Source organism: Umezawaea sp. Da 62-37 (assembly GCF_032460545.1).
In the GTDB taxonomy this organism is placed as follows: Bacteria; Actinomycetota; Actinomycetes; order Mycobacteriales; family Pseudonocardiaceae; genus Umezawaea.
In genome coordinates this window covers 10,745,694-10,771,035 of the sequence record NZ_CP135965.1, presented here as the reverse complement: position 1 = coordinate 10,771,035, position 25,342 = coordinate 10,745,694, and the positions used below count along the sequence as shown (strand labels likewise).

At 73.1% G+C, this 25,342-nt stretch carries 28 protein-coding genes and 1 pseudogene; 13 read left to right on the top strand and 16 right to left on the bottom strand.

Translation table 11 applies throughout. From position 1 onward, the window contains the following. Positions 1 to 5: 5 nt before the first annotated feature. Both lnt and mptB read right to left on the bottom strand, forming a co-directional pair. Positions 6 to 1,520, bottom strand: a complete 1,515-nt coding sequence (gene lnt / locus RM788_RS48490) for an apolipoprotein N-acyltransferase (RefSeq protein WP_315928084.1) — start codon at positions 1,518 to 1,520, stop codon at positions 6 to 8. Further along, on the bottom strand, positions 1,513 to 3,009 hold the full coding sequence (gene mptB / locus RM788_RS48485; RefSeq protein WP_315928082.1) for a polyprenol phosphomannose-dependent alpha 1,6 mannosyltransferase MptB: 1,497 nt from the start codon (positions 3,007 to 3,009) through the stop codon (positions 1,513 to 1,515). Before mptB ends, lnt begins: the two co-directional genes overlap by 8 nt. A gap of 174 nt (positions 3,010 to 3,183) precedes the next feature. On the opposite strand from mptB, the gene RM788_RS48480 reads away from it, so the two are divergent. Next, on the top strand, positions 3,184 to 3,678 hold the full coding sequence (locus RM788_RS48480; protein WP_315928080.1) for a GNAT family N-acetyltransferase: 495 nt from the start codon (positions 3,184 to 3,186) through the stop codon (positions 3,676 to 3,678). Positions 3,679 to 4,040: 362 nt separating this feature from the next. On the opposite strand, the pseudogene RM788_RS48475 reads toward RM788_RS48480, so the two are convergent. Next, positions 4,041 to 4,403 (bottom strand): annotated as a pseudogene (locus RM788_RS48475) (DUF5997 family protein); the annotation flags it as partial. A 58-nt stretch (positions 4,404 to 4,461) separates the two neighbouring features. On the opposite strand from RM788_RS48475, the gene RM788_RS48470 reads away from it, so the two are divergent. Both RM788_RS48470 and RM788_RS48465 read left to right on the top strand, forming a co-directional pair. Then, positions 4,462 to 5,208, top strand: coding sequence for a LysR family substrate-binding domain-containing protein (locus RM788_RS48470; protein WP_315928078.1), 747 nt, complete (start codon positions 4,462 to 4,464; stop codon positions 5,206 to 5,208). A gap of 154 nt (positions 5,209 to 5,362) precedes the next feature. Next, the gene (locus RM788_RS48465) at positions 5,363 to 6,820 is read left to right on the top strand and encodes a protein adenylyltransferase SelO (RefSeq protein WP_315928076.1); all 1,458 of its coding nucleotides are present in this window, start codon (positions 5,363 to 5,365) and stop codon (positions 6,818 to 6,820) included. A 4-nt stretch (positions 6,821 to 6,824) separates the two neighbouring features. On the opposite strand, the gene RM788_RS48460 is transcribed toward RM788_RS48465, so the two are convergent. Together RM788_RS48460 and cpt are read right to left on the bottom strand one after the other, a co-directional pair. Further along, positions 6,825 to 7,502: a GOLPH3/VPS74 family protein gene (locus RM788_RS48460; protein ID WP_315928074.1), complete on the bottom strand. Its 678-nt coding sequence runs from the start codon at positions 7,500 to 7,502 to the stop codon at positions 6,825 to 6,827. Between the two features lie 104 nt (positions 7,503 to 7,606). Further along, a complete protein-coding gene (cpt, locus tag RM788_RS48455) occupies positions 7,607 to 8,140 on the bottom strand; it encodes a chloramphenicol phosphotransferase CPT (RefSeq protein WP_315928072.1) in 534 nt (177 codons plus the stop codon). A 333-nt stretch (positions 8,141 to 8,473) separates the two neighbouring features. Between cpt and RM788_RS48450 the strand changes: the two genes are divergently transcribed. The 6 genes from RM788_RS48450 (at position 8,474) to RM788_RS48425 (ending at position 12,086) form a co-directional block, all read left to right on the top strand. Further along, positions 8,474 to 8,776 carry a hypothetical protein gene (locus tag RM788_RS48450; RefSeq protein ID WP_315928070.1) on the top strand — a complete coding sequence of 101 codons (303 nt, stop codon included), beginning with the start codon at positions 8,474 to 8,476 and terminating at the stop codon, positions 8,774 to 8,776. 177 nt (positions 8,777 to 8,953) lie between these two features. Beyond that, positions 8,954 to 9,412 carry a hypothetical protein gene (locus RM788_RS48445; protein ID WP_315928068.1) on the top strand — a complete coding sequence of 153 codons (459 nt, stop codon included), beginning with the start codon at positions 8,954 to 8,956 and terminating at the stop codon, positions 9,410 to 9,412. Further along, positions 9,409 to 10,617, top strand: a complete 1,209-nt coding sequence (locus tag RM788_RS48440) for a PPE domain-containing protein (protein WP_315928066.1) — start codon at positions 9,409 to 9,411, stop codon at positions 10,615 to 10,617. Before RM788_RS48445 ends, RM788_RS48440 begins: the two co-directional genes overlap by 4 nt. A 5-nt stretch (positions 10,618 to 10,622) precedes the next feature. Continuing rightward, positions 10,623 to 10,889, top strand: a complete 267-nt coding sequence (locus RM788_RS48435; RefSeq protein WP_315928064.1) for a WXG100 family type VII secretion target — start codon at positions 10,623 to 10,625, stop codon at positions 10,887 to 10,889. Next, on the top strand, positions 10,882 to 11,520 hold the full coding sequence (locus RM788_RS48430) for a hypothetical protein (protein ID WP_315928062.1): 639 nt from the start codon (positions 10,882 to 10,884) through the stop codon (positions 11,518 to 11,520). The genes RM788_RS48435 and RM788_RS48430 overlap by 8 nt, the downstream gene beginning before the upstream one ends. A gap of 29 nt (positions 11,521 to 11,549) precedes the next feature. Next, on the top strand, positions 11,550 to 12,086 hold the full coding sequence (locus tag RM788_RS48425; RefSeq protein WP_315928060.1) for a hypothetical protein: 537 nt from the start codon (positions 11,550 to 11,552) through the stop codon (positions 12,084 to 12,086). On the opposite strand, the gene RM788_RS48420 is transcribed toward RM788_RS48425, so the two are convergent. Further along, a complete protein-coding gene (locus tag RM788_RS48420) occupies positions 12,013 to 12,783 on the bottom strand; it encodes a helix-turn-helix transcriptional regulator (RefSeq protein ID WP_315928058.1) in 771 nt (256 codons plus the stop codon). The genes RM788_RS48425 and RM788_RS48420 overlap by 74 nt on opposite strands. Positions 12,784 to 12,836: 53 nt before the next feature. On the opposite strand from RM788_RS48420, the gene RM788_RS48415 reads away from it, so the two are divergent. Then, positions 12,837 to 13,598, top strand: a complete 762-nt coding sequence (locus RM788_RS48415) for an ESX secretion-associated protein EspG (RefSeq protein ID WP_315928056.1) — start codon at positions 12,837 to 12,839, stop codon at positions 13,596 to 13,598. Here RM788_RS48415 and RM788_RS48410 read toward each other — a convergent pair. From RM788_RS48410 to RM788_RS48395, 4 genes are read right to left on the bottom strand one after another with little or no spacing between them, the layout of a single operon-like run. Further along, positions 13,595 to 13,831 carry a hypothetical protein gene (locus RM788_RS48410; protein WP_315928054.1) on the bottom strand — a complete coding sequence of 79 codons (237 nt, stop codon included), beginning with the start codon at positions 13,829 to 13,831 and terminating at the stop codon, positions 13,595 to 13,597. The genes RM788_RS48415 and RM788_RS48410 overlap by 4 nt on opposite strands. A gap of 5 nt (positions 13,832 to 13,836) precedes the next feature. Then, positions 13,837 to 14,112 (bottom strand): YbaB/EbfC family DNA-binding protein, encoded by a 276-nt coding sequence (locus RM788_RS48405; RefSeq protein WP_315928052.1) that lies wholly within the window; start codon positions 14,110 to 14,112, stop codon positions 13,837 to 13,839. Then, the gene (locus RM788_RS48400; RefSeq protein ID WP_315928050.1) at positions 14,109 to 15,128 is read right to left on the bottom strand and encodes a CHAP domain-containing protein; all 1,020 of its coding nucleotides are present in this window, start codon (positions 15,126 to 15,128) and stop codon (positions 14,109 to 14,111) included. The genes RM788_RS48405 and RM788_RS48400 overlap by 4 nt, the downstream gene beginning before the upstream one ends. Further along, entirely contained in the window at positions 15,128 to 15,865 is a 738-nt protein-coding gene (locus RM788_RS48395) for a type VII secretion target (protein WP_315928048.1), read from the bottom strand. Before RM788_RS48395 ends, RM788_RS48400 begins: the two co-directional genes overlap by 1 nt. A gap of 106 nt (positions 15,866 to 15,971) precedes the next feature. Here RM788_RS48395 and RM788_RS48390 point away from each other — a divergent pair, with 106 nt between their 5' ends. Then, on the top strand, positions 15,972 to 16,796 hold the full coding sequence (locus RM788_RS48390) for a hypothetical protein (protein WP_315928046.1): 825 nt from the start codon (positions 15,972 to 15,974) through the stop codon (positions 16,794 to 16,796). A 103-nt stretch (positions 16,797 to 16,899) separates the two neighbouring features. Beyond that, on the top strand, positions 16,900 to 17,859 hold the full coding sequence (locus RM788_RS48385) for an arabinan endo-1,5-alpha-L-arabinosidase (RefSeq protein ID WP_315928044.1): 960 nt from the start codon (positions 16,900 to 16,902) through the stop codon (positions 17,857 to 17,859). Here the strand turns inward: RM788_RS48385 and RM788_RS48380 are convergent. From RM788_RS48380 to RM788_RS48355, 6 genes are all read right to left on the bottom strand, one after another. Continuing rightward, positions 17,856 to 18,689 (bottom strand): alpha/beta fold hydrolase, encoded by an 834-nt coding sequence (locus RM788_RS48380; protein ID WP_315928042.1) that lies wholly within the window; start codon positions 18,687 to 18,689, stop codon positions 17,856 to 17,858. The genes RM788_RS48385 and RM788_RS48380 overlap by 4 nt on opposite strands. 29 nt (positions 18,690 to 18,718) lie before the next feature. Continuing rightward, positions 18,719 to 19,519 carry an SDR family NAD(P)-dependent oxidoreductase gene (locus tag RM788_RS48375; RefSeq protein WP_315928040.1) on the bottom strand — a complete coding sequence of 267 codons (801 nt, stop codon included), beginning with the start codon at positions 19,517 to 19,519 and terminating at the stop codon, positions 18,719 to 18,721. Further along, the gene (locus RM788_RS48370) at positions 19,516 to 20,349 is read right to left on the bottom strand and encodes an IclR family transcriptional regulator (protein WP_315928037.1); all 834 of its coding nucleotides are present in this window, start codon (positions 20,347 to 20,349) and stop codon (positions 19,516 to 19,518) included. Before RM788_RS48370 ends, RM788_RS48375 begins: the two co-directional genes overlap by 4 nt. A gap of 180 nt (positions 20,350 to 20,529) precedes the next feature. Further along, positions 20,530 to 21,375, bottom strand: a complete 846-nt coding sequence (locus tag RM788_RS48365) for a hypothetical protein (RefSeq protein ID WP_315928035.1) — start codon at positions 21,373 to 21,375, stop codon at positions 20,530 to 20,532. Further along, entirely contained in the window at positions 21,372 to 21,923 is a 552-nt protein-coding gene (locus tag RM788_RS48360) for an RNA polymerase sigma factor (protein WP_315928032.1), read from the bottom strand. Before RM788_RS48360 ends, RM788_RS48365 begins: the two co-directional genes overlap by 4 nt. Positions 21,924 to 22,296: 373 nt before the next feature. After that, complete coding sequence (locus RM788_RS48355; RefSeq protein WP_315928030.1) at positions 22,297 to 23,283, bottom strand: LacI family DNA-binding transcriptional regulator; 987 nt, start codon at positions 23,281 to 23,283, stop codon at positions 22,297 to 22,299. Between the two features lie 123 nt (positions 23,284 to 23,406). On the opposite strand from RM788_RS48355, the gene RM788_RS48350 reads away from it, so the two are divergent. Next, positions 23,407 to 25,326: a glycoside hydrolase family 30 beta sandwich domain-containing protein gene (locus RM788_RS48350; protein ID WP_315928028.1), complete on the top strand. Its 1,920-nt coding sequence runs from the start codon at positions 23,407 to 23,409 to the stop codon at positions 25,324 to 25,326. The last annotated feature ends 16 nt before the right edge of the window (positions 25,327 to 25,342 follow it).

Here is a 25,342-nt window from a genome sequence, read left to right as displayed (position 1 = left end):
CCGAGTCACGTCCGCGGACGCCTCCGGAGACCGATTGCGCACGCGGCGAGCGCGGCGAGGGTGAACAGGACCTCCAGCGCACCGCCCCACCGGGTGGCGATCGTGGTGTCCGACCGCAGCGGGACGGTGTCCACGAGCGCGTCCTCGGTGAACATCCCGGTCGACCGCGCCACGCTGCCGTCGGGCCGCACCACCGCGCTCACACCGCTGACCGCCGCCACGACGACCGCTCGACCGTGCTCCACCGCGCGCAGCCTGGACATGGCGAGCTGCTGGTAGGTCATCTCGCCACGTCCGTACCAGGCGTTGTTCGTCGGCACGACGAGCAGCCGCGCGCCTCGGGCCGCGCTCTCGCGCAGCACCGCGTCGTAGGCCACCTCGTAGCAGATCCCCACGCCCACACGGGTTCCGGCGATGTCCAGCACACCGGGCTCGCTCCCCGCGCGCAGGTCCGGCGCGTCGGCGAACGGGGTCACCAGGCGGGCGAGCGGCCGCAGCGGGATGTGCTCCGCGAACGGTACCAGTTCCTGCTTCGCGTACGACTCCCCCGCGCCCGTCCTCGGGTCCCACGCGATGACCGCGTTCTCCTCGTACCCGTCCACCCGGCGCAGCGCGCCGATCAGCGCGGGCACGCCGAGGTCCGCCACGGCCTGGTCCAGCACCGGGTCGTGGTCGCCGGTGCCGGTCGCGCTCTCCGGCCACACCACGAGGTCCGGCACCGGCACCCGGCCCGCGCGGATCGCCGCGGTGAGGTCTGCCGTGCCGCGCAAGTGGTTGCGGCGCAACGTGTCCCGCGCGCCGAGCAGCCCGAGTCCCAGGTCCGGCGCGTTGCCCTGCACGACGGCCACCGTGCGCACGCCGTCCTGCGCGTCGACGCCGACGGCCGGCGCCACCGCCAGTGCCGCGACCAGCGGGAGCACCGGCCACGCGCGCCGGACGTCACGCGGCCTCGCCACCCAGGCCGCCACGCCGAAACCCGTCGCCACGACCGCGAACGACACCAGCGGCGCGCCGCCGATCGCCGCGAGCGGCAGGTACGGACCCTCGACCTGGCCGAAGGCCACGCGCCCCCAGGGGAAACCGTTGAAGGGGATCCGGCCGCGAGCCGTCTCCTGGAGCACGAACAGCAGCGCCGCCCACACCGGCGCGCCGGGCAGCCGGGCCACGAGCGGCACGAGGGCGCACGCGGCGGCCGTGAACAACGCCATCAGCGCGGACAGCACCAGCCACGGCGCGGGCCCGAAGTCACGGCCGAGGAAGTCGTCGATCCACAGCAGGTGGCACAGGAAGAACGCCAGCCCGAAGGCGAAGCCGAGCAGCGCCGCCCGGCGGACGCGCGCCCCGTCCAGCGCGAACCACAGCAGGGCGAAGGCGATGACCGCCGTCCACCAGAGCACGCGGGGCGGGAACGCGACGTGCAGCAGTCCGCCCGCCAGCACGGCGGCGGCGTACCGCCCGACGGCCGCGGTGCGCCACGTGCGGTTCGACGCCTCGGGATCGCGGACGGCCAGATCAGACACGCGCCATCGACCTCTCGCCCGCGTCCGCCTTGCGCAGCACCAGGAAAGCCGCACCGACCACGGCGATCCCGATCGCGTAGCCCGCCAGCAGCTGGCCGACCATGCCGGAGAAGTCCCCCGCCAACGGCGGCACCAGCACGGCGAACACCGCGACCAGCCCGGTCAGCCACACCCACGCGCGCCCCACCGGCAGGCACACGGCGAGCGGGATCACCGCCCACAGGAGGTACCACGGCTGCACCACCGGACCGAGGACGACGACCAGCCCCAGAATCACCCCCAGCGAGGTGACCTCCCCGATCCGCCCCCGCAACTGCCCGCGCAGCACAACGCCGATCCCGACCACCGTCAGCACGTACCCGACGGCCTTCCCGACACCGATCGCGGTCCGCGTGACGTCGGCCCCCATGAGCGCCCCGATCCCCCCGATCAGGAACCCGAACCAGTTCGTGGGCGCCATCCAGCTGTCGACCCTCCCCGACGTGCCCAACGCCCTCACCCAACCGAACCCGAGCCCCGTCAGCAGCGACACGAGCACCGACACCACGACGAAAACCCCGACCATCCCGATCCCGACGCGCACGAAGTCGCCGACCGCGCCACCACGACGACGTGCCAACGCCGTCCCGACCACCGCCAACGCCACCAACGCGGGCACCTTCACCTCGGCGGCCAGCGCGATGAGCACCACCCCGAACACCAGCGGCCCCCACTCCACCCGCTCCCCCAACGCCCCGAGCGCGATCGCCGTCCCCGCGAGCATGAGCCCCAACATCACCGAGTCGTTGTGCACCCCGGCCACCAAGTGCCACAGCACCAACGGGTTCAGCACCCCGAGCCACAACGCCGCCCGCCGCGACGTCCCCACCACAGCGGCCAACCTCTGCACCGCCCACACCACCAGCACCAGCCCCAGCACCTCGACCAGCCGGTGCAGCAGGATCCCCACCACCGGGTCACCCACCGACACCCGCGCGATCGCCCGCTCCACCGCCCCGAACAACGGCCCGTACGGCGACGGCGTGTCCCGCCACTGGACCCCGACCCGCTCGACGACCCCCGACACCGCCCCCAACGCCCGCGCGGGCCCGACCGCGTTGGGGTCGAGCCCACGTGCCGCGACCTCCCCCTGCGCCAGGTAGCTGAACACGTCCCGGCTGAACAACGGCGGAACCACCAGCAGCGGCCCGCACCAGAGCACCAACGTCCGCTTCAACCACCGCGCACTGGGCCGAGGCCGCCCCGCAAGAACAGCACGCCCCAACAACACCCAGGCCAACACCACCAGCCCCACCCCGGCGACCCCGACCGCCAGCGACACCACAGCAGGCCCCACCGCCAGCACACCGCTCCACGCCGCCACCGCCAGCAGCAGCACCCCACCGAACCCGACCCACCGAAGCCGATCCGACGAGACCACCACCGTGCCACCGACACCGGACACGGCGAACCCCGTGAGCGAACGCCGATCCGCCGCCGAGAGCGTCATCTGTCCTCCGAGTGATCCACCACCGCTTGCGACGATGCTGGCCGGCGAATGGATCATCACGCATCACACTGCGGTCTTACAGCCCACTACGACCACAGGAGGACAACCTTTCCCACTCCCAGCGTTCCCCCTGGTCAGCTCTCCGCGAAGGACTACAGCCGATAGCCTCGGACCATGCCCGCCCTGACCACCCCGACCACCCGACTGCACACCGCATGGCTCGAATCCCACGACGAATGGGGCCCCGGCCCCCACGAGGACGGCTTCGGCCTGCACCCCACGGACGAGATCCACTCCCCCACCGGCTTCGCGACCTGGACAGCCCGACTGACCAGCGACCCATCCGGCCACGCGTACTGGATCACCGAGGACAACCGGGTACTGGGCGGCATCGCACTACGCCACGGCCCCACCGAACTGATCCGACGCGCAGGCCACATCGGCTACGGCATCCGCCCCTCCGCACGCGGCCAGGGCCTGGCCACCTGGGCACTCGCCCAAATCCTCGACAAGGCACGCACAACCGACTTGACCCGAGTACTACTCGTCTGCGCGAAGGACAACAAAGCCTCAGCCAGAACAATCGAACACAACGGCGGCATCCCAGAAGTGGACACGCACGCCACCAACACCCACCGGTACTGGATCGACCTCAACACTGAGCACTGAGCACTGAGCGCCCGACCGAGCGCGCCCGCACCTTGTTCGGCCGATTTCACTTGGGGTTTTCGGCCCTACCCCTGCGGCGTCGGGCTGGGCTTCACCACCTGCCCTTTCAGACCACCGAGGGCCGAAAAGAGGGCCCCAAGTCAAATCGGCCGAACCCGAAGAACGGCGGGCACCGCTGACCTGTTTCGAGCTGCCGAAAACCAGACCCGGCGACAACCCATTCCCCCACCGTCCACTACAAACTCTCACCCCCGCCTACCCACCCCAGCCTTCCCGGCCTTCGCAGATTTCCCAGCCTTCCCCGACGCCACCTTCGCCGCCACCTTCACCGGCGCCGCCTTCGCCAACTCCTCCTTCTCCGCCTTCTCCTTCAACCGAGCCTCTTCCCTCCGAACCTCAGCCTGCGTGGACCTCTCCTGCCGCAGCCAAGTCGGGTTCTCCGTCTTCAACGCCTCGATCTGCTCCGTGGTCAACGACTCCGTCACGCCACCGCGCGCCAACCCGCCGATCGAGATCCCCAGCTTCAACGCCACCACCGGCCGCGGATGCGGTCCGTTGCGACGCAATTCCTGCAACCACTCGGGCGGATCCGCCTGGAGGGCGTTCAGCTCGTCGCGCGAAACAACACCCTCCTGGAACTCCGCGGGGGTGGCTTCGAGGTACACACCCAGCTTCTTCGCCGCTGTCGCGGGCTTCATCGTCTGGGGGGTCTTCTGCGACTTCATGACGTGCAGGGTATCGGGCGCGTCCGCCGCCCCCGGTCACGCCCGGTAATCTGGCGTCGTGACCGGCCCGGACGTACCCACGAATTTCACCCTCGCGTACGTACCGGGGGTGACGCCCACCAAGTGGGTGCGGCTCTGGAACGAGCGGCTGCCCCTGGTGTCGCTGACGCTGCTCCAGGTCTCCGCGGCCGAGGCGGCCGACGCGGTGCGCTCCCGCACGGCCGACGCGGTGCTGCTGCGCCTGCCGATCGACCGGACCGGGCTGCACGCGATCCCGCTCTACACCGAGACGACGGTGGTCGTCGTCCCCAAGGACCACGTCACGGCCCTGTCGGAGGAACTGTCCCCCGAGGACCTGGCCGAGGAGATCGTCCTGCACCCCCTGGACGACGCCCTCGACTGGGAGGGCCCGCCCGGACGTCCCGCGTTCCAGCGCCCGGCCACGACCGCCGCCGCCGTCGAACTGGTGGCCGCGGGCGTCGGCCTGCTCGTGGTCCCCCAGTCCCTCGCCCGCCTGCACCACCGCCGGGACCTCACCTACCGCACGCTCGTCGACGCCCCGGAGTCGCGCGTCGCGCTGTCGTGGACCGAGGACGAGACCACCGACCTGATCGACCAGCTCATCGGCATCATCCGCGGCCGGACCGTCAACAGCACCCGCGGCCGCCCACCGGCACCGGCGAAGCCCGAACGCCCCGCCGCCGAGGGCCGCAAGGCCACCACGGGCAAGCCCGCGGCCCGGACCCAGCAGCGGCGGTCCGGTGCCCCCAAGGGCGGCAAGCGCGGCAAGCCCCGCGGTCGCTAGCGGCCCGGCCACCCGACCCCCGTCCACGTACAGGTGTTACGGGGGCGTGGGGGCGGTGCCGCGAGGGGTCTACCCGAGACGCGCGAAACCCGGTGAGGATCGTGGCCACCGCGCTGGCGGCCGCCCGGCCCCCCGTCCACGTACCGTTGACGGGGTGAGCACCGCACCGGCATCCACCGTCACCCTGAGCGGCGATTTCGCCCGCGCGCTCCCCGAGATGTCCCTGCCCTGGCAGGCGGACGAGGCCACCGCACCGGTGCTGCTCGCGCTCAACGAGCCGCTGGCCGCCGAACTCGGCCTCGACCCCACGTGGCTGCGCGGCCCGGAGGGTCTGCGACTGCTGGTCGGCAACCACGTGCCCGACGGCGCCACCCCCGTGGCGCAGGCCTACGCGGGCCACCAGTTCGGCAACTACTCCCCGCGCCTCGGCGACGGCCGCGCCCTGCTGCTCGGGGAACTCGCCCACGCCGACGGCCACCCGCGCGACCTGCACCTCAAGGGCTCCGGCCGCACACCGTTCTCCCGCGGCGGCGACGGTCTGGCCGCGGTGGGCCCGATGCTGCGCGAGCACGTCCTCAGCGAGGCTATGCACGCCCTCGGCATCCCCACGACCCGGTCGCTGGCCGTCGTGGCGACCGGCAACCCGGTGCGGCGGGAGACCGTGCTGCCCGGAGCCGTGCTGGCACGGGTCGCGAGCAGCCACCTGCGGGTCGGCAGCTTCCAGTACGCGCGCGCCACCGACGACGCGGACCTGCTGCGCCGCCTTGCCGACCACGCGATCGCCCGGCACCACCCGGCCGCCGCGGAGGCCGAGCGCCCGTACCTCGCGCTGTTCGAGGCGGTGGTGGCCGCCCAGGCGTCGCTGGTGGCCCGGTGGATGCTCGTCGGCTTCATCCACGGCGTCATGAACACCGACAACACGACGATCTCCGGCGAGACGATCGACTACGGCCCGTGCGCGTTCCTGGAGGCGTTCGACCCGGCCACCGCGTACAGCTCGATCGACCACGGCGGCCGCTACGCCTACGGCAACCAGCCCGCCATCGCGCAGTGGAACCTCGCCCGGCTCGCCGAGGCGCTCCTCCCGCTGCTCGCCGACGACCAGGACCGGGCGATCGCGCTCGCGGTCGAGGCGCTCACCGGGTTCCGGACCGCGTACGACGCGGCGTGGTCGGCCGGGATGCGGGCCAAGCTCGGCCTGCCCGGCGACGCGGTGGTCGAGCCGCTCGTGGACGACCTGCTGGTCCTCCTCCAGGCGAACCACGTCGACCACACGTCGTTCTACCGCGCGCTGTCCGCGGCCGCCCGCGGCGACGCCGAGCCCGTGCGCGGGCTGTTCCTCGACCTGGCGGGGATCGACGCCTGGCTGGCCGGGTGGCGGGTGCCGGAACCCGACGCCGACGCGATGGACCTGGTCAACCCCGTGTACGTCCCGCGCAACCACCTCGTCGAAGAGGCCCTCGCCGCCGCGACGGACGGCGACCTGGGCCCGCTCGACCGGCTGCTCGACGCGGTGCGGTCCCCGTACGACGAGCGCCCCGGCCTGGAGCGCTACGCGGCCCCCGCTCCGGAGGACTTCGCCGCCGCGTACCGGACGTTCTGCGGCACCTGACCGGTCAGTCCCGCCGGGACGGCACCGCGGCGCCGAGCACCGTGCCGGTGTCCCGCAGGCCCTCGGCCGCCCCGACCTCACGGGCGCGGTCCACCCGCCCGCGCCACGACGGGGTGAGGCCGAGGTCGTCCACCAGTTCCACGCCCTCGACCAGGTCGGACAGCAGCAGCGCGCGCTCGTCGAACACCTGCCCGCCATCGTGCGCGGCCCGGAGCCCGCCGATCAGCGCCGTCCGCGCCGCAGGGTCGGGGAAGTGCCGTTCGCACCGGAAGTACCCGCCGGACCGGCGCCGCAGGACGCCGCCGCGCACGAGCGGGATCCGGTGCACCGCGAGCGGCGTGGCGCCGCGGAAGTCCAGCCACTTGGCCAGCGGGAGGGGCTTGCGCTCGGCGACGGAGCGGTACCTCAACTCGTCCAGCAGTTCGTCCGCCCAGGCCAGACCGGTGGGCCGGTGGTCGAGCACGTGGATGTCGCCGCCGCGCTGGTGGACCTCGACGCCGAACCGGGTGAACCTCCGCGGCCGGACCGCGATCCGGCGGCGCAGCGCGAGTTCGCCGAGTTCCGCGACCGCGCACCCGATGGCGGTCTGCCGCGTGCTGCGCACCTTCCCGGAGTCCAGGTGCGAGAGCACCACCAGCTCCTCGGGCAGGGACAGCGCGCCGTGCGGTGAGGGGACCGACATGCGCACATCCTCCCCCACACCGTCGGCCGCCACCCGGAGCGGCGGCCTCGCCGACCGGGCGGGCCGCGGTGGTTCGGTGCGCGAGGCGACGGGCGTGCTCGGCGTCAGAGCACGTGCGCCGCGATGGCGCGGGCGCAGTCCAGCGCCTCGGCGCGGCCGGTGTCGACCACCACGTCGTACTCGACCCCCTCGTGCACGAGGGCGGCCTGGGACGCCGCCATGCCGACGACCCGGTCACCCCTGGCGACCTCGCGCGCCGCCGCCACCTCGGGGGCGCAGTGGACGCCGACCCACAGCACGTCGAGGCCCTCCAGGTGGGCACGGGTGCGGGCCTGGGAGGCGGCGCCGCCGAGGAACACGTCGTCCACGACGACGCGCGCCCCGGCCTTCGCCATCGCGGCCACACCCGCCATCCAGGCGTTCTCGATCGCGCGAAAACCCCCGCCCACGACGACCTCACCGCGCCCGCCGAACTCCACCCCGCCAGCGGAGTCCACAAGGGACGGTGGTAGCCGGTCGACCAGGTCGTCCACGCCGAGGCGGATCCACGGGTCCGGCAGGACGGCCTGGAGGCAGCGCGCGATCCCGGACTTGCCCGAGCTGGAGCCGCCGTTGAGAACGATGACCTGCGTGGTCACGGGATCGTCGGACCTTCCGGGGTGCCGGGTGGGACACCGGATCGTCCCAGACCCGTCGACACCACCGCGCGGGGCTCGGAAGGCGGGTGACCGGATGCGGTGCTCGGGGATGCGCGTGCTCGTTCAGGCTCTTGGGCCGGTGCGGGTGTGGCGCGACGGGCGGGAGCTCGAACTCGGGCCGCCCGGCAGGCGGGCGGTGCTCGGTCTCCTGGTCCGACCGCGCCGCTCGACGACGTTCCAGCGCCGGTCGCCGACAGGTGGGTGCCTTCCGGGCAGCTCGTCGGTGAGGCTTGGCCCATCCCAGTCACGGGCAACACCTCGGAGGATCCAACGATGGCCTCAGCAAGTGCCGGAACGTTCAGCAAGCACAAGGGCCGGCGGGTGCTCATCGTGGACGCCGGTATCACGATCGGTGGCAAGAGCGCCGTCAAGATCGCCCGGATCAGCTCGGCGCGGCCGAAGGGCTCGGTCCGCTTCTTCGAGACGAAGAAGTTCCTCGGGGACTACTGGATCCTGCTCGACCAGGTGTCCGTCGTGACGACGACGGAGCTGGTCGATCCCTGGAGCGGGTCGAATCGCCTCAAGCCAGGGGAGCTCGACACCGTCCGGAAGGAGATCGCCAAGATCGCCGGGTAGCCCCTCGCCGAGCGTCCTCCGGCGTCCGGCCGGCGTCCGGCACGTGCCGGACGCGACGACCTGCCAAATGCCACCGCGGACCCGGCCGCCACTGCGCCGTTTGTCCGATCGTGCACAGCCGATGCTCCGCCGTGCACCCCGCTGGCCCCGCGCGCGTGCGCCGATCAGGATGACCCCATGGTCGTGAGGGTGCGCGGGGTCGAGGACGCCAGGCGGTTGCGGGACGAGCTGCGGGACGACCAGGTTGGGGCGCGGGTCGTGCCGCCGGGCGTCGCGGCGCCGACCGGGGCCGGGACCGCTGACGTGGTCGCGGACGGGGGTGATCGGATCGAGTTGGATCCGGAGGCCTTCGCCGGGGCGGTGTCGGATCTGGAGCGGTTGCACGAGGTGGTGGCCGATCTGCTGGAGCGGGCCGGGCGGGAGTCGGAGCAGCCGCTCGGGGACGGCAAGGGGCCGGTGTCGTTGAACATGCGGCGGGCCTTCGGGGTGCGCGGTGGGGACGTGGGCGGTGGTGTGCGGGCCGCCCTGCGGTCGTACCTGGAGGAGCTGGGTACTTTGCGGGAGGCGTTGCAGCAGGTCAGCGCGACCCACCAGGCGGAGGACGAGGACATGGCGCGGACGATGGGGCGGCTGTGAACGAGCGCAGGGGCGGGTACCACTCCGAGCTGAACCAGCTGTCGAAGGCCGAGCGGAAGAAGAACGCCCGGCGGGTCCGGCAGCGCCAGGCGAACCAGGAACCGGGGAACTTCGGCAAGATCAACTGGCGGGCCTACGAGCACCGGCGGCTCTGGGAGATGGTGAAGTCCGCGGACACCGGGCAGATGGCGACCCGCACCTACCAGTGGCAGCAGCTGGCCGCCGACGTCGACCAGGCGACCGCCGACGTGCACAAGGTCGTGCAGAACCTGGTCCTGTCGTGGCGGGGGCCGTCCGCGGTGGCGGGCGCCGGGGCGGCGTCGCGGCTCACCGAATGGGCCGCGGACTCCTCCCAGCGCGCCTACCAGGTGGGCAGCGGGCTCGACACGTACACCGCGGCGGTGGACGAGGCCGCCAGGGCGATGCCGGAACCGGTGCACCCGACCGCCGAGAAGTGGTTCCGCGACGGCTACGACGTGACCACCCTCGACGGTCCGGAGGGCGCGTACATGCTCAAGCAGCTCCTGGACGACCACAAGCCGTCCAAGCAGGAGCAGCAGGAGGCCATGGACCGGGCCGTGCGGGTGATGGACCAGTACGAGGCCGCGAGCTACGAGGTCGGCGCGCGGCTGCCGGTGTTCGAGGAGGCCCCGACGGGTACCACGGTCACGCCGGACCACCAGCCGCCCGCCGTCCCGGTCCCGCCGCCCTACCCGCCGGCGACCCCGGCCCCCACACCCCTCCCGACCCCCGCGCCCCCGGACGGAGGCCCGACCGCGTCCCCGCCCGACGGACGCCCCGACGGCACCACCGGCGTGGCCTCGGTCGGCGCCCCCACCCACGGCACTCCCGGCTACGGCACCCCCGGCTACGGCACTCCTGGCTACGGCGTCCCCGGCGCGTACGGCTCCCAGCCCGGCTTCGGCGGCAGCACGTACAACCCCGGCGGCGCCTACGCGACCGGCACCGGCGCCAACGCCGGGTTCGGCGGTGCCTCGGGCGTGATCGGAGCGGGTCCCGCGGCCGCGGCGGCCGCACGTGGTGGCTTCGCGCCCGGAGCGGGCGGCGGCCAGGGCTACGGCATGTACCCGCCGATGGCGCCCGGCGGCCGCGAGGAGGACGGCGAGCACCGCAACCGCTACGACCTGGGCCTCGACCTGCTCGACGACCTGCCGCCCGCGTTCCCGCCCGTGCTCGGCGAGTGACCCGGATGACCGGTGGCTACGACGTCGACCCCGACGAGCTGACCACGTTCGCCGGGCGGCTCGACGAGTCCGCGGACGAGGTGCGCGTGGCGGCGGCCGCGCTGGAGGAGCCGCTGGGCGACCTCGGGCCCGAAGGCATCACCTCCGCGGTGGAGCAGCTGATCGCGGAGTGGGCGGGGACGCTGCGCGGCGCGGGGCTGGACGCGGTGGCGGACGGGCTGCGCGCCGTGGGCGAGACCTACCGGCGGACCGACGGGCTCCCCCGTGGCTGAGTACCGGGGCCTCGGGTTCGACCCCGCGCCGGGCAACGCGGGCGCGGTGGCGGCGGCGAGCGAGCGGTGCGCCGCCGCGTTCGCCGACCCCGGCGCGCCGCCGGAGCGGTGGACGGGTGCGGCGGCGGACGGGTTCAAGGCGCGGTTGGAGGCGGTGGTGTCGGAGTTGGCGGCGGTGCGGCGCGCGATGCGGGCGGCGGCCGAGGTGCTCGACGGCTGGGCGGGCACGCTGCTGGGGGACCAGCGGCAGGCCGAGCAGTTGGACCGGCGCGCGCTGCGACTGCGTCGGGAGCTGGCCGACGCCGCCGACGAGGTCGACCGGAGCGGGGCGATGGCCCGGTTCACCGCAGCGCACGCGACTGTCCACGACGGCGCCGTGACCAGGCACGACGAGCTGACCCGGCGGCTGGACGAGGTGCTGGACGAGGCTCGGCGGCTGGAGCGCGACCACCACGCGGAGGCCCGCCGGGTCGCCGCGCGGCTGCGTGCCGAGGAACCGTCGACGGCGGTCGCGGACGCGTTGACCGGGTTCTCGTCGCTCACCGCCGAGCTGGCGTCCGTGCTGCTCGGCCCGTCCCGACCGGCGGCCACCCGCGGCGCGGGCGCGGCGTTCCGGGCGGGCCTGGGGTGAGACTCGCTCCGGTTCCGGGGGTGACCCCGGTGGTGCTCGACTCCGTCGACCGCACCGCGGCGGACCTGCTCGCGGTGCTGCACCGGCTCAAGGGCACGCGCGACCCCGGCCTGGAGGTGTCCGCCACGCAGGCCGCGGAACTCGCGCACCAGCACGGCGTGGGGCTGCTGGCCGTCGTGGACCACCCGGACGCCGACCCCGCGCTGCTCATGGCGGGCGTGGTGCCCGTCGAGCGCCCCCTGGACCCCGGCGGGCTGGGCTTCCACCTCGACGGTCCGACCATCCGCGAGGTCACGAAGGGCGAGACCGCGACCGGCTACCCGGTGGTGATCGTGGAACGCATCGCGGCGACCGGGCAGGGCGCGCAGCTCCAGGTCGTGGTGACCGACCCGGACCACCCGCGGATCGCCGTGTTCACCCTGCACTCGCCGACCGGGCGCGGCTGGCTGGACGTGGCGGGCCTCGCGGGCCGGTTCGTGTCCGGCGTGGAGTTCAGCGACCCCGGAACTCGGTCGGCGTCCGGCCCACCACCTGGCGGAACGTCCGGGAGAAGTGCGCGGCGCTGACGAACCCGCAGTCCCGCGCGATCTCGCCGATCCCGCGCGCGGCCGCGGTCGGGTCCGCCAGCAGCGCCTTCGCCCGGTCGATCCGCAGCCCCCGGATGCGCTCGGACACGCCTTGGCCGTCGTCGAAGAGCTGGTAGAGCCGCCGCCGCGAGATGTAGAGAGCCTCGGCGACCCGGTCGGCGCCCAGCGCCGGGTCGGCCAGGTGCTCGCGCATGTACTCCACGGCCTCGCGGCGCCGGGCGACCACCGCGTCCACCCGGTCCAACTCGGCCCGCAGTGCGCTGCGCAGCACGAGCTCGGCCAGCCCGAACAGGTGGTGCGCCAGGCCGTGCGGGTCGAGGGCGTCCGCGGCGGCCAGCACGTGCGCCACCGCGTCGGAGAACAGCGAGCGCAGCGCCGGGTCCACCGGCACCGGCTGGAACATCAGCGGCTTCAGGTCCGCGAACCCGGTCGTCAGCCGCGCGCGGGCGACGGTCAGCAGCACCACGCCCACCGGCAGCACGTGCAACGAGCAATCGGGAAACCGAAGCTCGGCACCCGCGTCCGGCAGCCCCTCCGGCACCGGGCACCGCAGCAGCAGCTGGATGTGCTCGGGCGTGGACGCGCCCCCGTTGAGCGCGGCTTTCGCCGCCGCCGCACCGGAAGCGCGAACGGTCAGGAACCCACCGGCCACGTCCACGGTGTGCAGCGTAATCACCGGAGTTGTCCAACCAGGACGCACGACGCCGCTCCGAGCACTACGTTCGGCCCATGGCACGACGTACGGCGACCGGTGTGGTCCTGTCGCACCTGGAGTTCGACCTGCTGTGGGAAGACCTCGGCACCGGCACCCCGCCCTACCCGCTGGAGGTGCCGTCGCACGGCGCGACCGAGCAGGAGCGGGACGCGCTGGGCGCGGACGTCCTGCGCACGCTCACCCAGGCCGGGCTGGCCGACGGCGTGGACATCTCCCCCGACCTGGAGGACCTGTTCGGCGTGCTCGCCCACGGCGTGCTGTCGGTGGACGCGCTGGTGTTCCGCCCCACGCCGTGGCGGGTGCTCGCCACCGCGCGCGACGGGCGCGGCGTGCTGGCCGTGCTGAACGACCACGAGGTCGTCCTCGAACCCGTCACGGATCTCGCGACCGCGGTCACCAGGGTCGTCGGCGACGCGGGCGCGGGCCCCGGCGAGCAGGTCCAGCCGCCGAGGCCGGTGTTCTCGGCCGCCGTGGACGCCTACACCGAGTCCGGCCACCGCGGTCTGGAGCGCGCGCTGGCCCAGGCGAACATCACCGGCCGCCTCACCAGGGCCATCACCACCCTGATCGACTCGCCGCGCCGGGCCACCGGCCAGCTCGCCGCCACCGGCCCCGCGGGCCGTTCCCCCGTGCTGAGCTGGACGGACACCGCCGCGGGCCGCTACGCGATGGCCACCGAGCGGACCGGCGACACCGAGTGGGTCCGCATCAGCCCGGCCGACTCCGCCTGGCTCACCCGCCACCTGAGCACCCTCCTCAGCCAGGTCTCGGCCTAGTCCGCGAACAGGGATTCCGGCACCACCTCGTTCACCACGGCCATCCCCTCGGCCAGTGCCGACGCCGCGGCGTCGGCGGTCAGGCGCCGCACCAGATCCGTCAGCTCGACGGGGCGCATCCGCAGCGCGTCGCGGGTGAAGGACAGGTCGACGGGTTTCCCGTGCAGGTCCACCACCACCGCGACCCCGCGTTCCTCCGCCGCGCACCGGATCGCGTCCAACCGCTCCCCCATCCCCATCACACCCGCCACGTCTCGGGAGTCGTGTCCTCGACCGACTCCGCCATCCTCGGGGCCACGCCCAACCCGAGCGCGCTCACGTCCCCCACCGCCCGTCGGACGCGGGCGTTGGCCCGCGCGGTGGCGGTGTCGACCAGCCCCAGCACGGCCTTGGCCAGCCCCGACGGCCCCAGCCGCAGCGACCGGGCGTCCAGCGCCAGGTCCAGCAGGCCACCGCCCGGCCCGACCTCCACCGAGACCCCCGTGTCCGGGTCGTGCGCGTTCGCGGTGATCACGGGTGCACCCCTCCGTAGAACGTGGCCGAGCTGAGCTTGTGGGTGTTGCGCCGCACCGAGTCGCCGGAGTTGCCCTCGATGAGGGTCACGGTGTCGCCGTCGACCTTCTCCACGATCCCGATGTGCTTGCTGGTGGACGGGCTGCTGGGGCCGGTGCCGAACAGCAGCACGTCCCCCGGTTCCGCCGCGCCGAGCGACGTGTACGCCTTGCCGTTGCGCCGCCCCCACTTGAACACGTCGCCGGTGAAGGGCAGCAGCGGGATGTCCACGCCCGCCTTGCGCCACATCGCCGTGGCGAACGACGAGCACCACGCGGCGGTCGGGCCGTAGGGGTTCCGGTTGCTGCCGGGCGGGTTCTCGCGGGTGCCCAGCTCGCGCCGGGCGGCCGAGACGATCGTGCGGGACCGGCCCTTGGCGCGCACGGCCGACGGGCGGGTGCGACCGCGGGTCTTCACGGCGCGCTGGTCGGCGACGCCGTCGTGCTCGACGTCCTTCTCCAGCGCGCGCAGCCTGCGGGCGGCCTCCTCCAGTTCGGCCCGCGTGGCCCGCACGGTCTCGGTGGTCTCCTTGGTGTACCGGGGTTCCAGGTCCGCGGCCTGGGCGACGGCCTTGAGCAGCGCGGCTTGCGTGCCGACCGCCTGGCCCGTGTCGAGCAGTCCCTTCGCCCGGTCCAGGTACTCCTCGACGGCCTGCCGCGCCCGCGCGTGCCCGGTGGTCAGCGCGCTCGTGACCCCCGCGACCACCTCCTCGGCGTCCCGCGCGGCGTCGGCCGTGGTCCGCATCTGCCCGCCGAGGCGGTGCGCGCGCTTCCCGAAGCCCCGCGAGTTGTCGCCCTTCCAGTGCTCCAGCACGGTCTTGGCGGCCTTGGCCTGGTCCTCGTGCCCGTCGGTGAGCCCGGAAGCGGTCCGGTTCAAGGCGTACTGCACCTTCACCGCGTCCTCGGCCTTGCCCGCCAACGAGTTCCGGTGGCCGATCATGCTCTCGGCGAAGTGCCGGGCCAGCGCTCCGGTGTCCACTACGCCTCACCTCCGCGCAGCGAACGCGCCGCGTCGTCGTCCTGCTCCCGGTAGGACCTGGCCGCGCCCGCCGCGGACGAGGCCAGCCTGTCGCTGTTGTGCGCCACCGCCTTGACCTGCTTGCGCAGCGCCGCGCCGAAGTTGTCCAGCGCGTCGGCGAACCCGGACTGCTTGCCGATGTTCCCGAAGCTGTCCTCGGCCACCTCGCGGACCTCGCGCACGTGCCGCCTGCCGAGCGCGGTCAGGTCGTCGGCGGTGTTCCGGGTCCGCTTCGCGTAGTCGCCGAGCACGCCGGTGTCGACCGAGAACCCGCCGGAACCGCCGCCGGAACCCCTGCCGCCGCCGGAACCCCCGTCGTCCCCCTTGCGCCTCATCGCCTCGACCCCGCGCCGGGCCGCGTCCAGGTGCCGCTTGTAGGCGCCGCTGGTGTAGGTCGACCACGGGGTCCACGACCGCCCGTCGCCGGAGATCCTGTTGGCCGCCTTGGCGTTCTCCCCCGGATCGAACAGCTCGGAGTTCGACTCCAGCCCGAACTCGCGCCGCCGCGCGGGCCCCATCGACCCGAGCATGTTGACCTGCCACAGCCCGTAGGAGTCGTCCGGCGGCGTGGCGTTGTGCGCGCGGGGGTCGCCACCCGACTCGGCCAGCGCGACCGCCACCGCGATCGTCAGGTCCTGCCCGCGGAACCCCGCGTCCTGTGCGTACCGGGCGATCCGCTCCGGGCTCACCGTGCTCATGCCGCCACCCTGCGCCCGCGCGGGCCGCGGCGGAAGCGCCGTTGCACGCTCGGACAGCAGCGGTGCACGGCGCGGCTACCGGCGGGATCTGGCAGACTGACGGCAAGTGGACGTCCTCGCGCTGAAACTGCTTCTCGCTCCGCTGCTCGTCGTGGGTTCCACCCTGGCGGGTCGCCGCTGGGGACCCCACCTCACCGGGATCCTCGTCGCGCTTCCCATCGTCGCCGGGCCGATCCTGTTCATCTCGTACCGCCTGCACGGGCCGGACTTCGCCGCCGCCGCGGCCGCGTCCTCCCTGCTCGGCCTGGTGTCGCTGGCCGGGTTCGCGGTGGTGTTCGCCCGCACCGCCCGCCACTTCCGCTGGCCCGCCGCGGCGGCCACGAGCTGCGCCGCCGTCCTGGCCGTGGACGTCGCGCTGTCGTTCGTCCACGTCCCGGCACCCGTGGCCGCCGTGCTCACGCTGACCGCGGCCGCGCTCGGCCTGGCGCTGCTGCCGGGCACCGGACCGGCGGCCTCCGGGCGACCGGCGCCACCCGCGTGGGACCTGCCCGGCCGTGCCGTCACGACCGCCGTCCTGGTCCTCACCGTGACCACGGCCTCCGCCGCGCTGGGCCCGCGGTGGACCGGTCTGCTGGCGCCCTTCCCCGTCGCAACCGGCGTGGTCGCGGCCTTCGTCCACGCGCAACTCGGCCACGCGGCCGCCGTGCGGACCATGGAGGGCGTGCTCACCGGCCTCTTCGGCTTCGCGCTGTCCTGCCTGTCGGTCGCCGTCCTCGTCCGCCCGCTCGGCGGGGCCGCGTTCCTGGTCGGCGCGGTGGTGGCGGTGGCCGTCCAACTCCTGGTGGTACGCGTCCGGAGCGCGTTTCGAACGGATACCGCGACAATTCGAGGGAATCGTCGAACATTCGACGATGTTCAGCCCCGTGAATGAGCATTGGCAATTCCGGCGGCACTGGCTACCCTGCAATTCCGGGAGCTTTCCCGGAATGTCGCCGCCGCCGTGCTCTTTCCGCACAAGGATCAAAGGAGATCCCTTGTCCGCATGGAAGAAACGCGCGCTGGCACTGGTGGCCGCGGTAGCCGCCGTCACGGCGATGGCACCCACGACCCTGGCCTACGCGGCTCCCGGCCGGGTGACCGGCGACATCGGCGTGCACGACCCGAGCATCGTCAAGCAACCCGCGGGCGGCTACCTCGTCGCGCACACCGGCGACAACATCGCGTTGAAGACGTCGACCGACCGGACCGCGTTCCGCAACGCGGGATCCGCGTTCCCCAACGGCGCGTCGTGGACCACGGCCTACACCGGCGGCAGCCGCAACCTGTGGGCCCCCGACCTGTCCTACCGCAACGGCCAGTACTACATGTACTACTCGGCCTCGACGTTCGGGGTGAACAAGTCGGCGATCTTCCTGGCCACCAGCACCAGCGGCGCTTCGGGGACGTGGACCAACCGCGGTTTGGTCGTCGAATCGCGCACGAGTGACGACTTCAACGCCATCGACCCCGACCTGGTGGTCGACGACCAGGGCCGCTGGTGGCTGAGCTTCGGCTCGTTCTGGTCCGGCGTCAAGATGATCGCGCTGAACCCGTCCACCGGTCTGCGCTCCGATTCCACCATCCGCTCCATCGCGGGGCGCAACGGCGGCCCGATCGAGGCGCCGAACATCGTCAAGCACGGCAGCTACTACTTCCTGTTCGTCTCCTTCGACTACTGCTGCCGCGGCGCCTCCAGCACCTACCGCGTCATGGTCGGCCGCTCGTCCAGCGTCACCGGCCCCTACAGCGACCGCAACGGCGTCGCGATGACCTCCGGCGGCGGCACCCAGATCCTCGCCTCGGAGGGCGGCGTCCACGGCCCCGGCCACCAGGACGTGTTCACCGACACCGACAGCGACATCCTCAGCTACCACTACTACAACGACAGCGGCACGTCGCTGCTCGGCATCAACTGGCTGGGCTGGGACTCCGCCGGCTGGCCCTACGTCCACTAGTCCGCCAGGAACCCCTCCACGACGGCGTTGAACGCGGGCGGGTTCACCAGGAACGGGAAGTGCGAGGTCGCCACGTCGGCGGTGAACACGTGCAGCCTGGCGCCGGGGATCCGGTCGGCCACGTAGGCCTGCGAGGACACGCTGACGTGGCTGACCTCCGCCCCCATCACCAGCGTCGGCACGTCGATGGCAGGCAGCACGTCGCGCCAGTCCTGGGCGCAGTGGTCGAACAGCAGCGGCACCGCGCCCGCCGCGGGGACCGTCGCCAGTTCACCGGTGACGAACTCCCACACGTCCTCCGGGGCTCCCGCGGGGAACATGCCGCGCACGAAGTCCTCGCGCGCCTTGTCCCCCTCGGGTCCCGCGAGGCTGCCGCCGAGCGCGAGGAGGGTGTCGACGTCGAAGATCGCGCCGCACTCGGCCTGCTCCCGCGGGCTCATCCACGGGACGGCGGCGACGGCGGAGGGCTGGTCGACGGCGATGAACCTGCGGACGCGGCCGGTGCCGGAGTTGTCCATCAGGCTCCACCACACGGACACGCCCATCGACCAGCCGAGGGCGTCGACCTCGTCAAGGCCGAGGTGGTCGAGCAGTTCGTCGACATCGGCGGCCAGCCGGGCGATCCGGTAGCCGTGGTCGGGCTTGGCGGACAGGCCGTGGCCGCGGTGGTCGAGGGTGATCACCCGGTGGCCGTCCGCCAGCCCGGCGAACTGGTGGCGGAACATGGCCTGGGTCTGGCCCCAGCCCGGCAGCATGACGAGCGGGAACCCGTCGCCGCCGCGGTCCTGGTAGGCCAGTTCCACGCCGTCTCGGGTGGTGAAGGTGGGCATGGTGGTCGTCCTCTCGGATGTGGCCCCGGTCATCCGGCGCGCACGTGCAGGCCGCCGTCGACCGGCAGCAGGACCCCGGTGATGTAGCGGGACTCGTCGGAGGCCAGGAACAGGGCCGCGTCGGCGACGTCCTGGGCGGTGCCCATGGCCCCGGTGGGGCTGCGGGCGGCGCGGTCGGCCCGCGTCGCCCCGGCGGAGCCGTCCGCGAGCTGCCGGTAGACCAGCGGTGTGTCGATCAGGCCCGCGAGGATCGCGTTCGCCCGCACACCCCGTCCGGCGTACTCGATCGCGATGGACCGGGTCAGCTGGTTGACGGCCGCCTTCGCCGCCGCGTAACCGGGGTAGGGGTAGCCGGTGGAGCGGATCGAGGCCACCGACGACATCGCGACGAGCGAGCCGCCACGCGCCGCGAGGTGCGGCAGGGTGTGCTTGGCGGCCAGGAACACCGTGTCCAGGTTGAGCGCGAACGAAGTGCGCCAGTCCTCGATCGTGATGTCCTCGACCGAGCCGAGCGAGGTGACGCCGACGTTGGTGTGCACCACGTCGATCCGCCCGAACGCGCCGAGCGCGGTGTCGACGGCGGCGCGCACCTGGTCGTCGTCGGTCGCGTCGGCGACCAGCGCGAGCGCCTGCCCACCCGCGTCGGTGATCGCCTGAACGGTGCGCCGCGCGGAGTCGGCGTCCCGGTCGACCACCGCCACGCGGGCTCCGTGCCGCGCGAACGTGGTGGCCGTGGCGAAGCCGATGCCCGTCACGCCGCCGGGCCCCTCGCCCTGGTGGCCGCCGCCGACGACGACCGCCGTGCGGCCCGCCAGCCTGCCGCCGCTCACGCGGTGTTCCCGACCGCGGCCCGGCCCGGCCGCAGCAGCCGTTCCAGCTCCCCCACCGCGGCGCGCAGCATCCCGGCGATCTCCCTGCGCCGGTCGGACCGCATCCGCTGCTCCACCCCCGCCACCGTGATGGCCGCGGAGCCGTCGGGCAGCGCCATCGCGACGCCCCACGCGCCGGGGCACACCCGGCCGTCGTTGAACGACCAGCCCTGCCGCCGGGTGGCCGCGATCATGTCGAGGATCCGGGCGCGGTCCAGCAGCGGGTAGTCGGTGGCGATCCAGTCCGCGTCGCGGTCCAGCGACGCCGCCACGGCCTCGTCGTCCTCGGCGGCCAGCAGCGCGAGCCCGCCCGCGTTGACGCCCAACGGGTGGGTGTCGCCGACGGCGAGCACGTACGTGCGGATCTGCCCCAGGCCGTCCTCGCGGTGCAGGCACAGGCACTCGTGCTCGCGCCGCACGGTGAGCAGCACCGTCTCGCGGGTGCGGGCGGCGAGGTCGGCCAGCAGCGGGCGGGCGAGCCGCTGGACGCTCGTGCGGCGGGCGGCCAGCGCGCCGACCAGCTGCGCCTCGGCGCCGAGGCGGTAGCGCGAGGTGCGCGGGTCCCGCTCGGCGAACCCCGTCGCGACGAGCGCCGCCAGCAACCGGTGCACGGTGGGCTTGGCCAGCCCGGTGACGCGCACCAGGTCCCCCAGCCCGCACCCGTAGTCGGTGGCGCCGCCGTTCGTCGCGAGCAGTCGGAGCACCTGGAGCACCCGACCCGCCGACTGCGCGCCGGAGGGGGCGCCGGTCCACGTGGTGGACCGGGGTTCGAGGTCGTCCGGAACGTTCACCGTGCTGCTCCACGTCGTTGTCGATGCAGGTCAGCGCAACATAGCCCGCCCGGAGCCGGGACGGTCCACATCGTGGACCGGCGTTTCGGGGCCCGACCGGTGGGGTGCCCGCCCCCGGTGCCACCGACGAACGCGGTGTGCCGCGAACCCCGATGCGACGAGGGGTTCGCGGCGTCGGGGTCAGAGGGTGAACGCCGGGTCCACGGCCAGGGCGATCAGCTGCTCATCGGTGAACACCGTCGGAGGGGCACCGGTCACCGGCGATCCTCCCCAGACCTCCACGATCGTCCCGTCGGCGCGGTAGTGCTTGGCGACCCGGTTCGGCCTCTGCGGGAACCTCTGCTCCCACGCCTCCTTCTCCTCGTCCGTCATGGCCTGCTCCTCGGGACTCAGCGGAGCGGGCAGCTCCTGCGCTCCCTCGAGTTCGCCGTCGACCCGGACGTAGCTGCCGTCGGGCTGCCGGTAGCACAGCGGATCGTCACCACCGGCCGGAGCGCCCGCCTCGACGAGCTTGCACCCACCCGGCGGGAGCTGCCGCATCACCTTGGCGGCCGAAGTGCCGAACACCCGGACGCGCAGGCTCCCCTTCCCCGTACCGTCGACGGAGGCGTAGTTGGACGTGAAGTCCCAGCCCGGCAAGGTCCCGAACGTCTGCTCGTGCGTCTCCGCGCCGGGTACCACGACGGGCACCTTGGCCTTGAGCAGACCGGCGAACACGGGCAGCGTCGGGCTCTCGTCCACGTTCGGCACGGGCACCTCGCCCTTCGGCAGCTGGGGGTAGGGCTGCACCTCCCCGGACGCCGCCACCTCCGGGACCGGGACCGGAGGCGAACTGCCCGCGAGCGGCCCGCCGAACGCGAGCACCCCGCCGAGCACGACGGTCGTGCCCAGCGCGGTGGCGACCACCGCGGTCCGCCGCCGCGACCGCGTGCGGGACTTGCGGATCACCGCGTCGACGTCGATGTCGGGGGTCCGTGTGCTGTCGGCCAACGCGGTCAAGCCGTCCACGAGCTTCCGGTCGTTCATCGTTCACTCCGCCTTTGCATCGGGGTCAGGTCCTCCGACGTCCCGGAGAGGGCCGCGCGCAGCGCCGCCAACCCCCTGGCCGTCCGGCTCTTCACGGTTCCCTCGTTGCAGCGCAACGCGTCCGCTGTCTCGCTGATCGACAGCTGCGAGTAGAACCGCAGCACCACCGCCGCCCGCTGCATCGCGGGCAGCGTCGCCAACGCCCTGCGCAGCGCCTCGGTGTCACCGGACGCCCAGTCGACCAGCGCCGGGTCGGCGAGGTCGTCGGCCACGTCCGGCACCACACCGTCGCGCGACTCGCGCCGCCGCCACGGCTTGCGCTGCTCGTCGAGCCAGCACCGCAGCAGCACCTTGCGCACGTAGGCGTCCACCACGACCGGCGGATCGATCCGCCGCCACGCCCGGTGCAGCTTGATCAGCGACGCCTGCACCAGGTCGTCCGCCGTGTGGCCGTCCCCGCAGAGCAGGTAGGCGAGCCGCCCCATGGAGGGGATGGCCATCGCGGCGAACCGCCGGAAGGTCTCGTCTTCGGGATCACTTCTTCGCATGCCCACACCGGTTACACGGAGGTGGAGAGGGGAAGGTTCCAGTCGGTGGGGGCCGGGCAGGCGGCCTACGTGTGCTCGATGGTGCAAGCGCTCTCCACCAGGACGTCCTCGACGTGAGCGAGGGTAGGTGGGGCGTTCCTTGCTCCGGGTTCGGCCGATTTGACTTGGGGCCCCTTTTTCGGCCCTCGGCGGTCTAAAGGGCAGGTGGTGTAGCTCCTGCCCGCCGTCGAAAGTGCAGGGCCGAAAACCCCAAGTCAAATCGGCCGAACAAGGTGCGGGCGCGCTCGCTTTGTCGGTGCTTGTGGGGTTTGCTCGGTGTCGTCGTGCTCCTGGGCAGAGACGCTCGCCGTCGTCAGTTGGGCCGGCTCGGCGGTCAGGTTTTGGCCGGGCCGGTTGAGTTGCGGGGTATGAGGGTGGTTGAGAGTTCGAGGTGCAGGGCTTCTGGGCGGTGGCCGTCCAGGACGCGCATCAGTTGGGTGACGGCGATGCGGCCCATCTCCGCCAGTGGTTGGCGGATGGTGGTGAGGGTGGGGGTGGTGGCGCGGCTCAGGTCGATGTCGTCGAAGCCGGCGATGGAGACGTCCTCGGGTACTCGGAGGCCGCGTTCGCGGGCGGCTTGGAGGGCGCCGACTGCGAGTTTGTCGTTGAAGCAGACGATCGCGGTCGGCGGGGAGGGGGCGTCCAGGAGTTCGCCGCCCGCTTGGCGGCCGGCGTTGGTGGTGGGTTCGACGTGGCGGGTTCGGTGCGGGTCGGGTAGTACGCCGACCGCGGCGAGGGCGGCGTGGTGGCCTGCTGCTCTGGCGTCGCTGGCGAGCCATTCCTCCGGGCCGGCGATCATGCCGATGTGGCGGTGGCCCAGTTCCACCAGGTGCGCGGCCATGGCGCGGGCGCCGGAGAAGTGGGCGGCGGAGACGGCGGCGACGTCCGGTGGTGGAGGGGTGCGGGGGTCGACCACGACGAAGGGGAAGCCGGTGCGGGACAGGGCGATGAGCTGGTCGCCGTCCTCGGGAGGGAGGATGAGGATGGCTGAGCCGGTGCCCGGCTGGTCGGGCAGGGTGGTGAGGGCGTCGTCGCGCTGGGAGGCCTCGCCCGCGTCGAGCGTCATGCGCATCCCGTGCAGGCGAAGGGTTTCCGCGATCGAGGAGACGATCAGTCCGAAGTAGTCGGTCAGCAGGTACGGGCAGCGGACGTGGACCGCGCCCGGCGGGGTGTCGTCGCGGCGGTGCCGTTCGACGGCCTGGAGCACGAGTTCGCGGGTTCTCGGGGCCACGTTGACGTGGTCGTTGAGCACGCGGGACACCGTGGCGATGGAGACCCCGGTTTCCGCGGCGATGTCCCGCACCCTCGTTCGCCGCTCCACTCGATCACTATAACCGGCAGCCCCTGACCTGCCTCTTGACGTTGAACCAGGCGTACGTGTTCCATGACGGAACAATTTGTTTCATCCTGATTGATGCCCTGTTACACATCGGGACGGGTGGCCATGAGAAGAACCGCGTACGGCGTCGCGGCGGCAGTAGCACTGACCCTCGTGAGCACGGCGTCCGTGCAAGCGGCGGGTCCGCACCACGACGCGCCGCGCGCACGAGTGTGGGTGACGACGCCCGACCGAGCCGAGCTGATGGCGGAGCGCGCGCCGGTCGTGTTCGGGTCCGGGACCTCGACGCATCCCACGATCGTGGTCGATCCAGACCGGTCCTACCAGCGGGTCGACGGGTTCGGGGCGTCGATCACCGACTCGTCGGCGGCCGTCCTGCGCGGGCTGGCCCCCGGTGTGCGGGACGAGACGATGCGCAAGCTCTTCGACCCGGTGCGCGGCATCGGGGTGAGCTTCCTGCGGCAGCCCGTCGGGTCGTCGGACTTCACCGCGGAGGCCGAGCACTACACCTACGACGACGTGCCCGCGGGGCAGACCGACTTCCCGTTGCGGCACTTCAGCATCGCCCACGACGAGAAAACGATCCTGCCGCTGCTGCGCCAGGCTAAGCGGCTCAACCCGGCGCTGTCGGTCATGGCCACGCCGTGGAGCCCGCCCGCGTGGATGAAGACCGGCGACTCGCTGGTCGGCGGCCGCCTCAAGGACGACCCCGCCGTGTACGACGCCTACGCGCGCTACCTCCTGGCGTACGTGAAGGCCTACGCGGCGGCGGGTGTGCCGATCGACTTCCTGTCGGTGCAGAACGAGCCGCAGAACCGCACGCCGTCGGAGTACCCCGGCACGGACATGCCGGTCGCGCAGCAGCTGAAGGTGATCGAGGCGCTGGGCCCGAAGCTGCGGGCCGCGAGTCCGCGCACGAAGATCCTGGCCTACGACCACAACTGGTCCACCCACCCCGGTGACGTGGAGGGCACGCCGCCCGGCTCGTCGCCGGAGACCGACTACCCCTACCAGATCCTGCGCAGCCCGGCCGCGCGCTGGATCACGGGCACCGCCTACCACTGCTACTCCGGCGACCCGTCCGACCAGACGAAGCTGCACGACGCGTTCCCGGACAAGGGGATCTGGTTCACCGAGTGCTCCGGGTCGCACGGCCCGGCGGACCCGCCCGCGCAGGTCTTCAACGACACGCTGCGGTGGCACGCGCGCAACGTCGTCATGGGCACGACCCGCAACTGGGCGAAGTCCGCGGTCAACTGGAACATCGCGCTGGACAGCACCGGCGGCCCGCACAACGGCGGCTGCGACACGTGCACCGGACTGGTGACCGCGCAGCCGGACGGCAGCGTGACCACCGACGCCGAGTACTACACGATCGGCCACCTGTCGAAGTTCGTGAAGCCCGGCGCGACGCGGATCGGCAGCACGTCGTTCGGCACCACCGGGTGGAACGGCCAGGTCATCGACACGGCTTTCCGCAACCCCGACGGTTCCACGGCGCTGGTGGTGCACAACGAGAACGACGAGCCGCGCACGTTCGCGGTGAGCGCGGGCGACAAGCAGTTCGAGTACACGCTGCCCGGTGGCGCGCTGGCGACGTTCACCTGGCCGCGCGACGACGACCTGCGCTCCCGGTTCGACGCGGTGCCCCTGACCGGCGCCACCGCGACGGCCTCCCCCGCGGGCGAGGGCGTGGCACTGGTCGCGGACGACGACGCGTCGACCCGCTGGTCCAGCGGCACCGCCCAGGCCGCGGGCCAGTACGTCCAGCTGGACCTCAAGTCCCGCAAGCGCTTCACCAGGGTGGCCGTCGACAGCGGCGGCTACGAGGGCGACTTCGCGCGGTCGTGGCAGCTGTCGTCCAGCACCGACGGCACCACCTGGCGCACCCTCGCCACGGGCGCCGGGACGGGCCAGCTGACCACCGTCGACGTCCGCGCCACCACCGCCCGGTACCTGCGCGTCACGTCCACCGGCACGGCGGCCAACTGGTGGAGCGTCGCCGACATCCGCCTGTACCGCTGATCCCGCACCGGTTCCG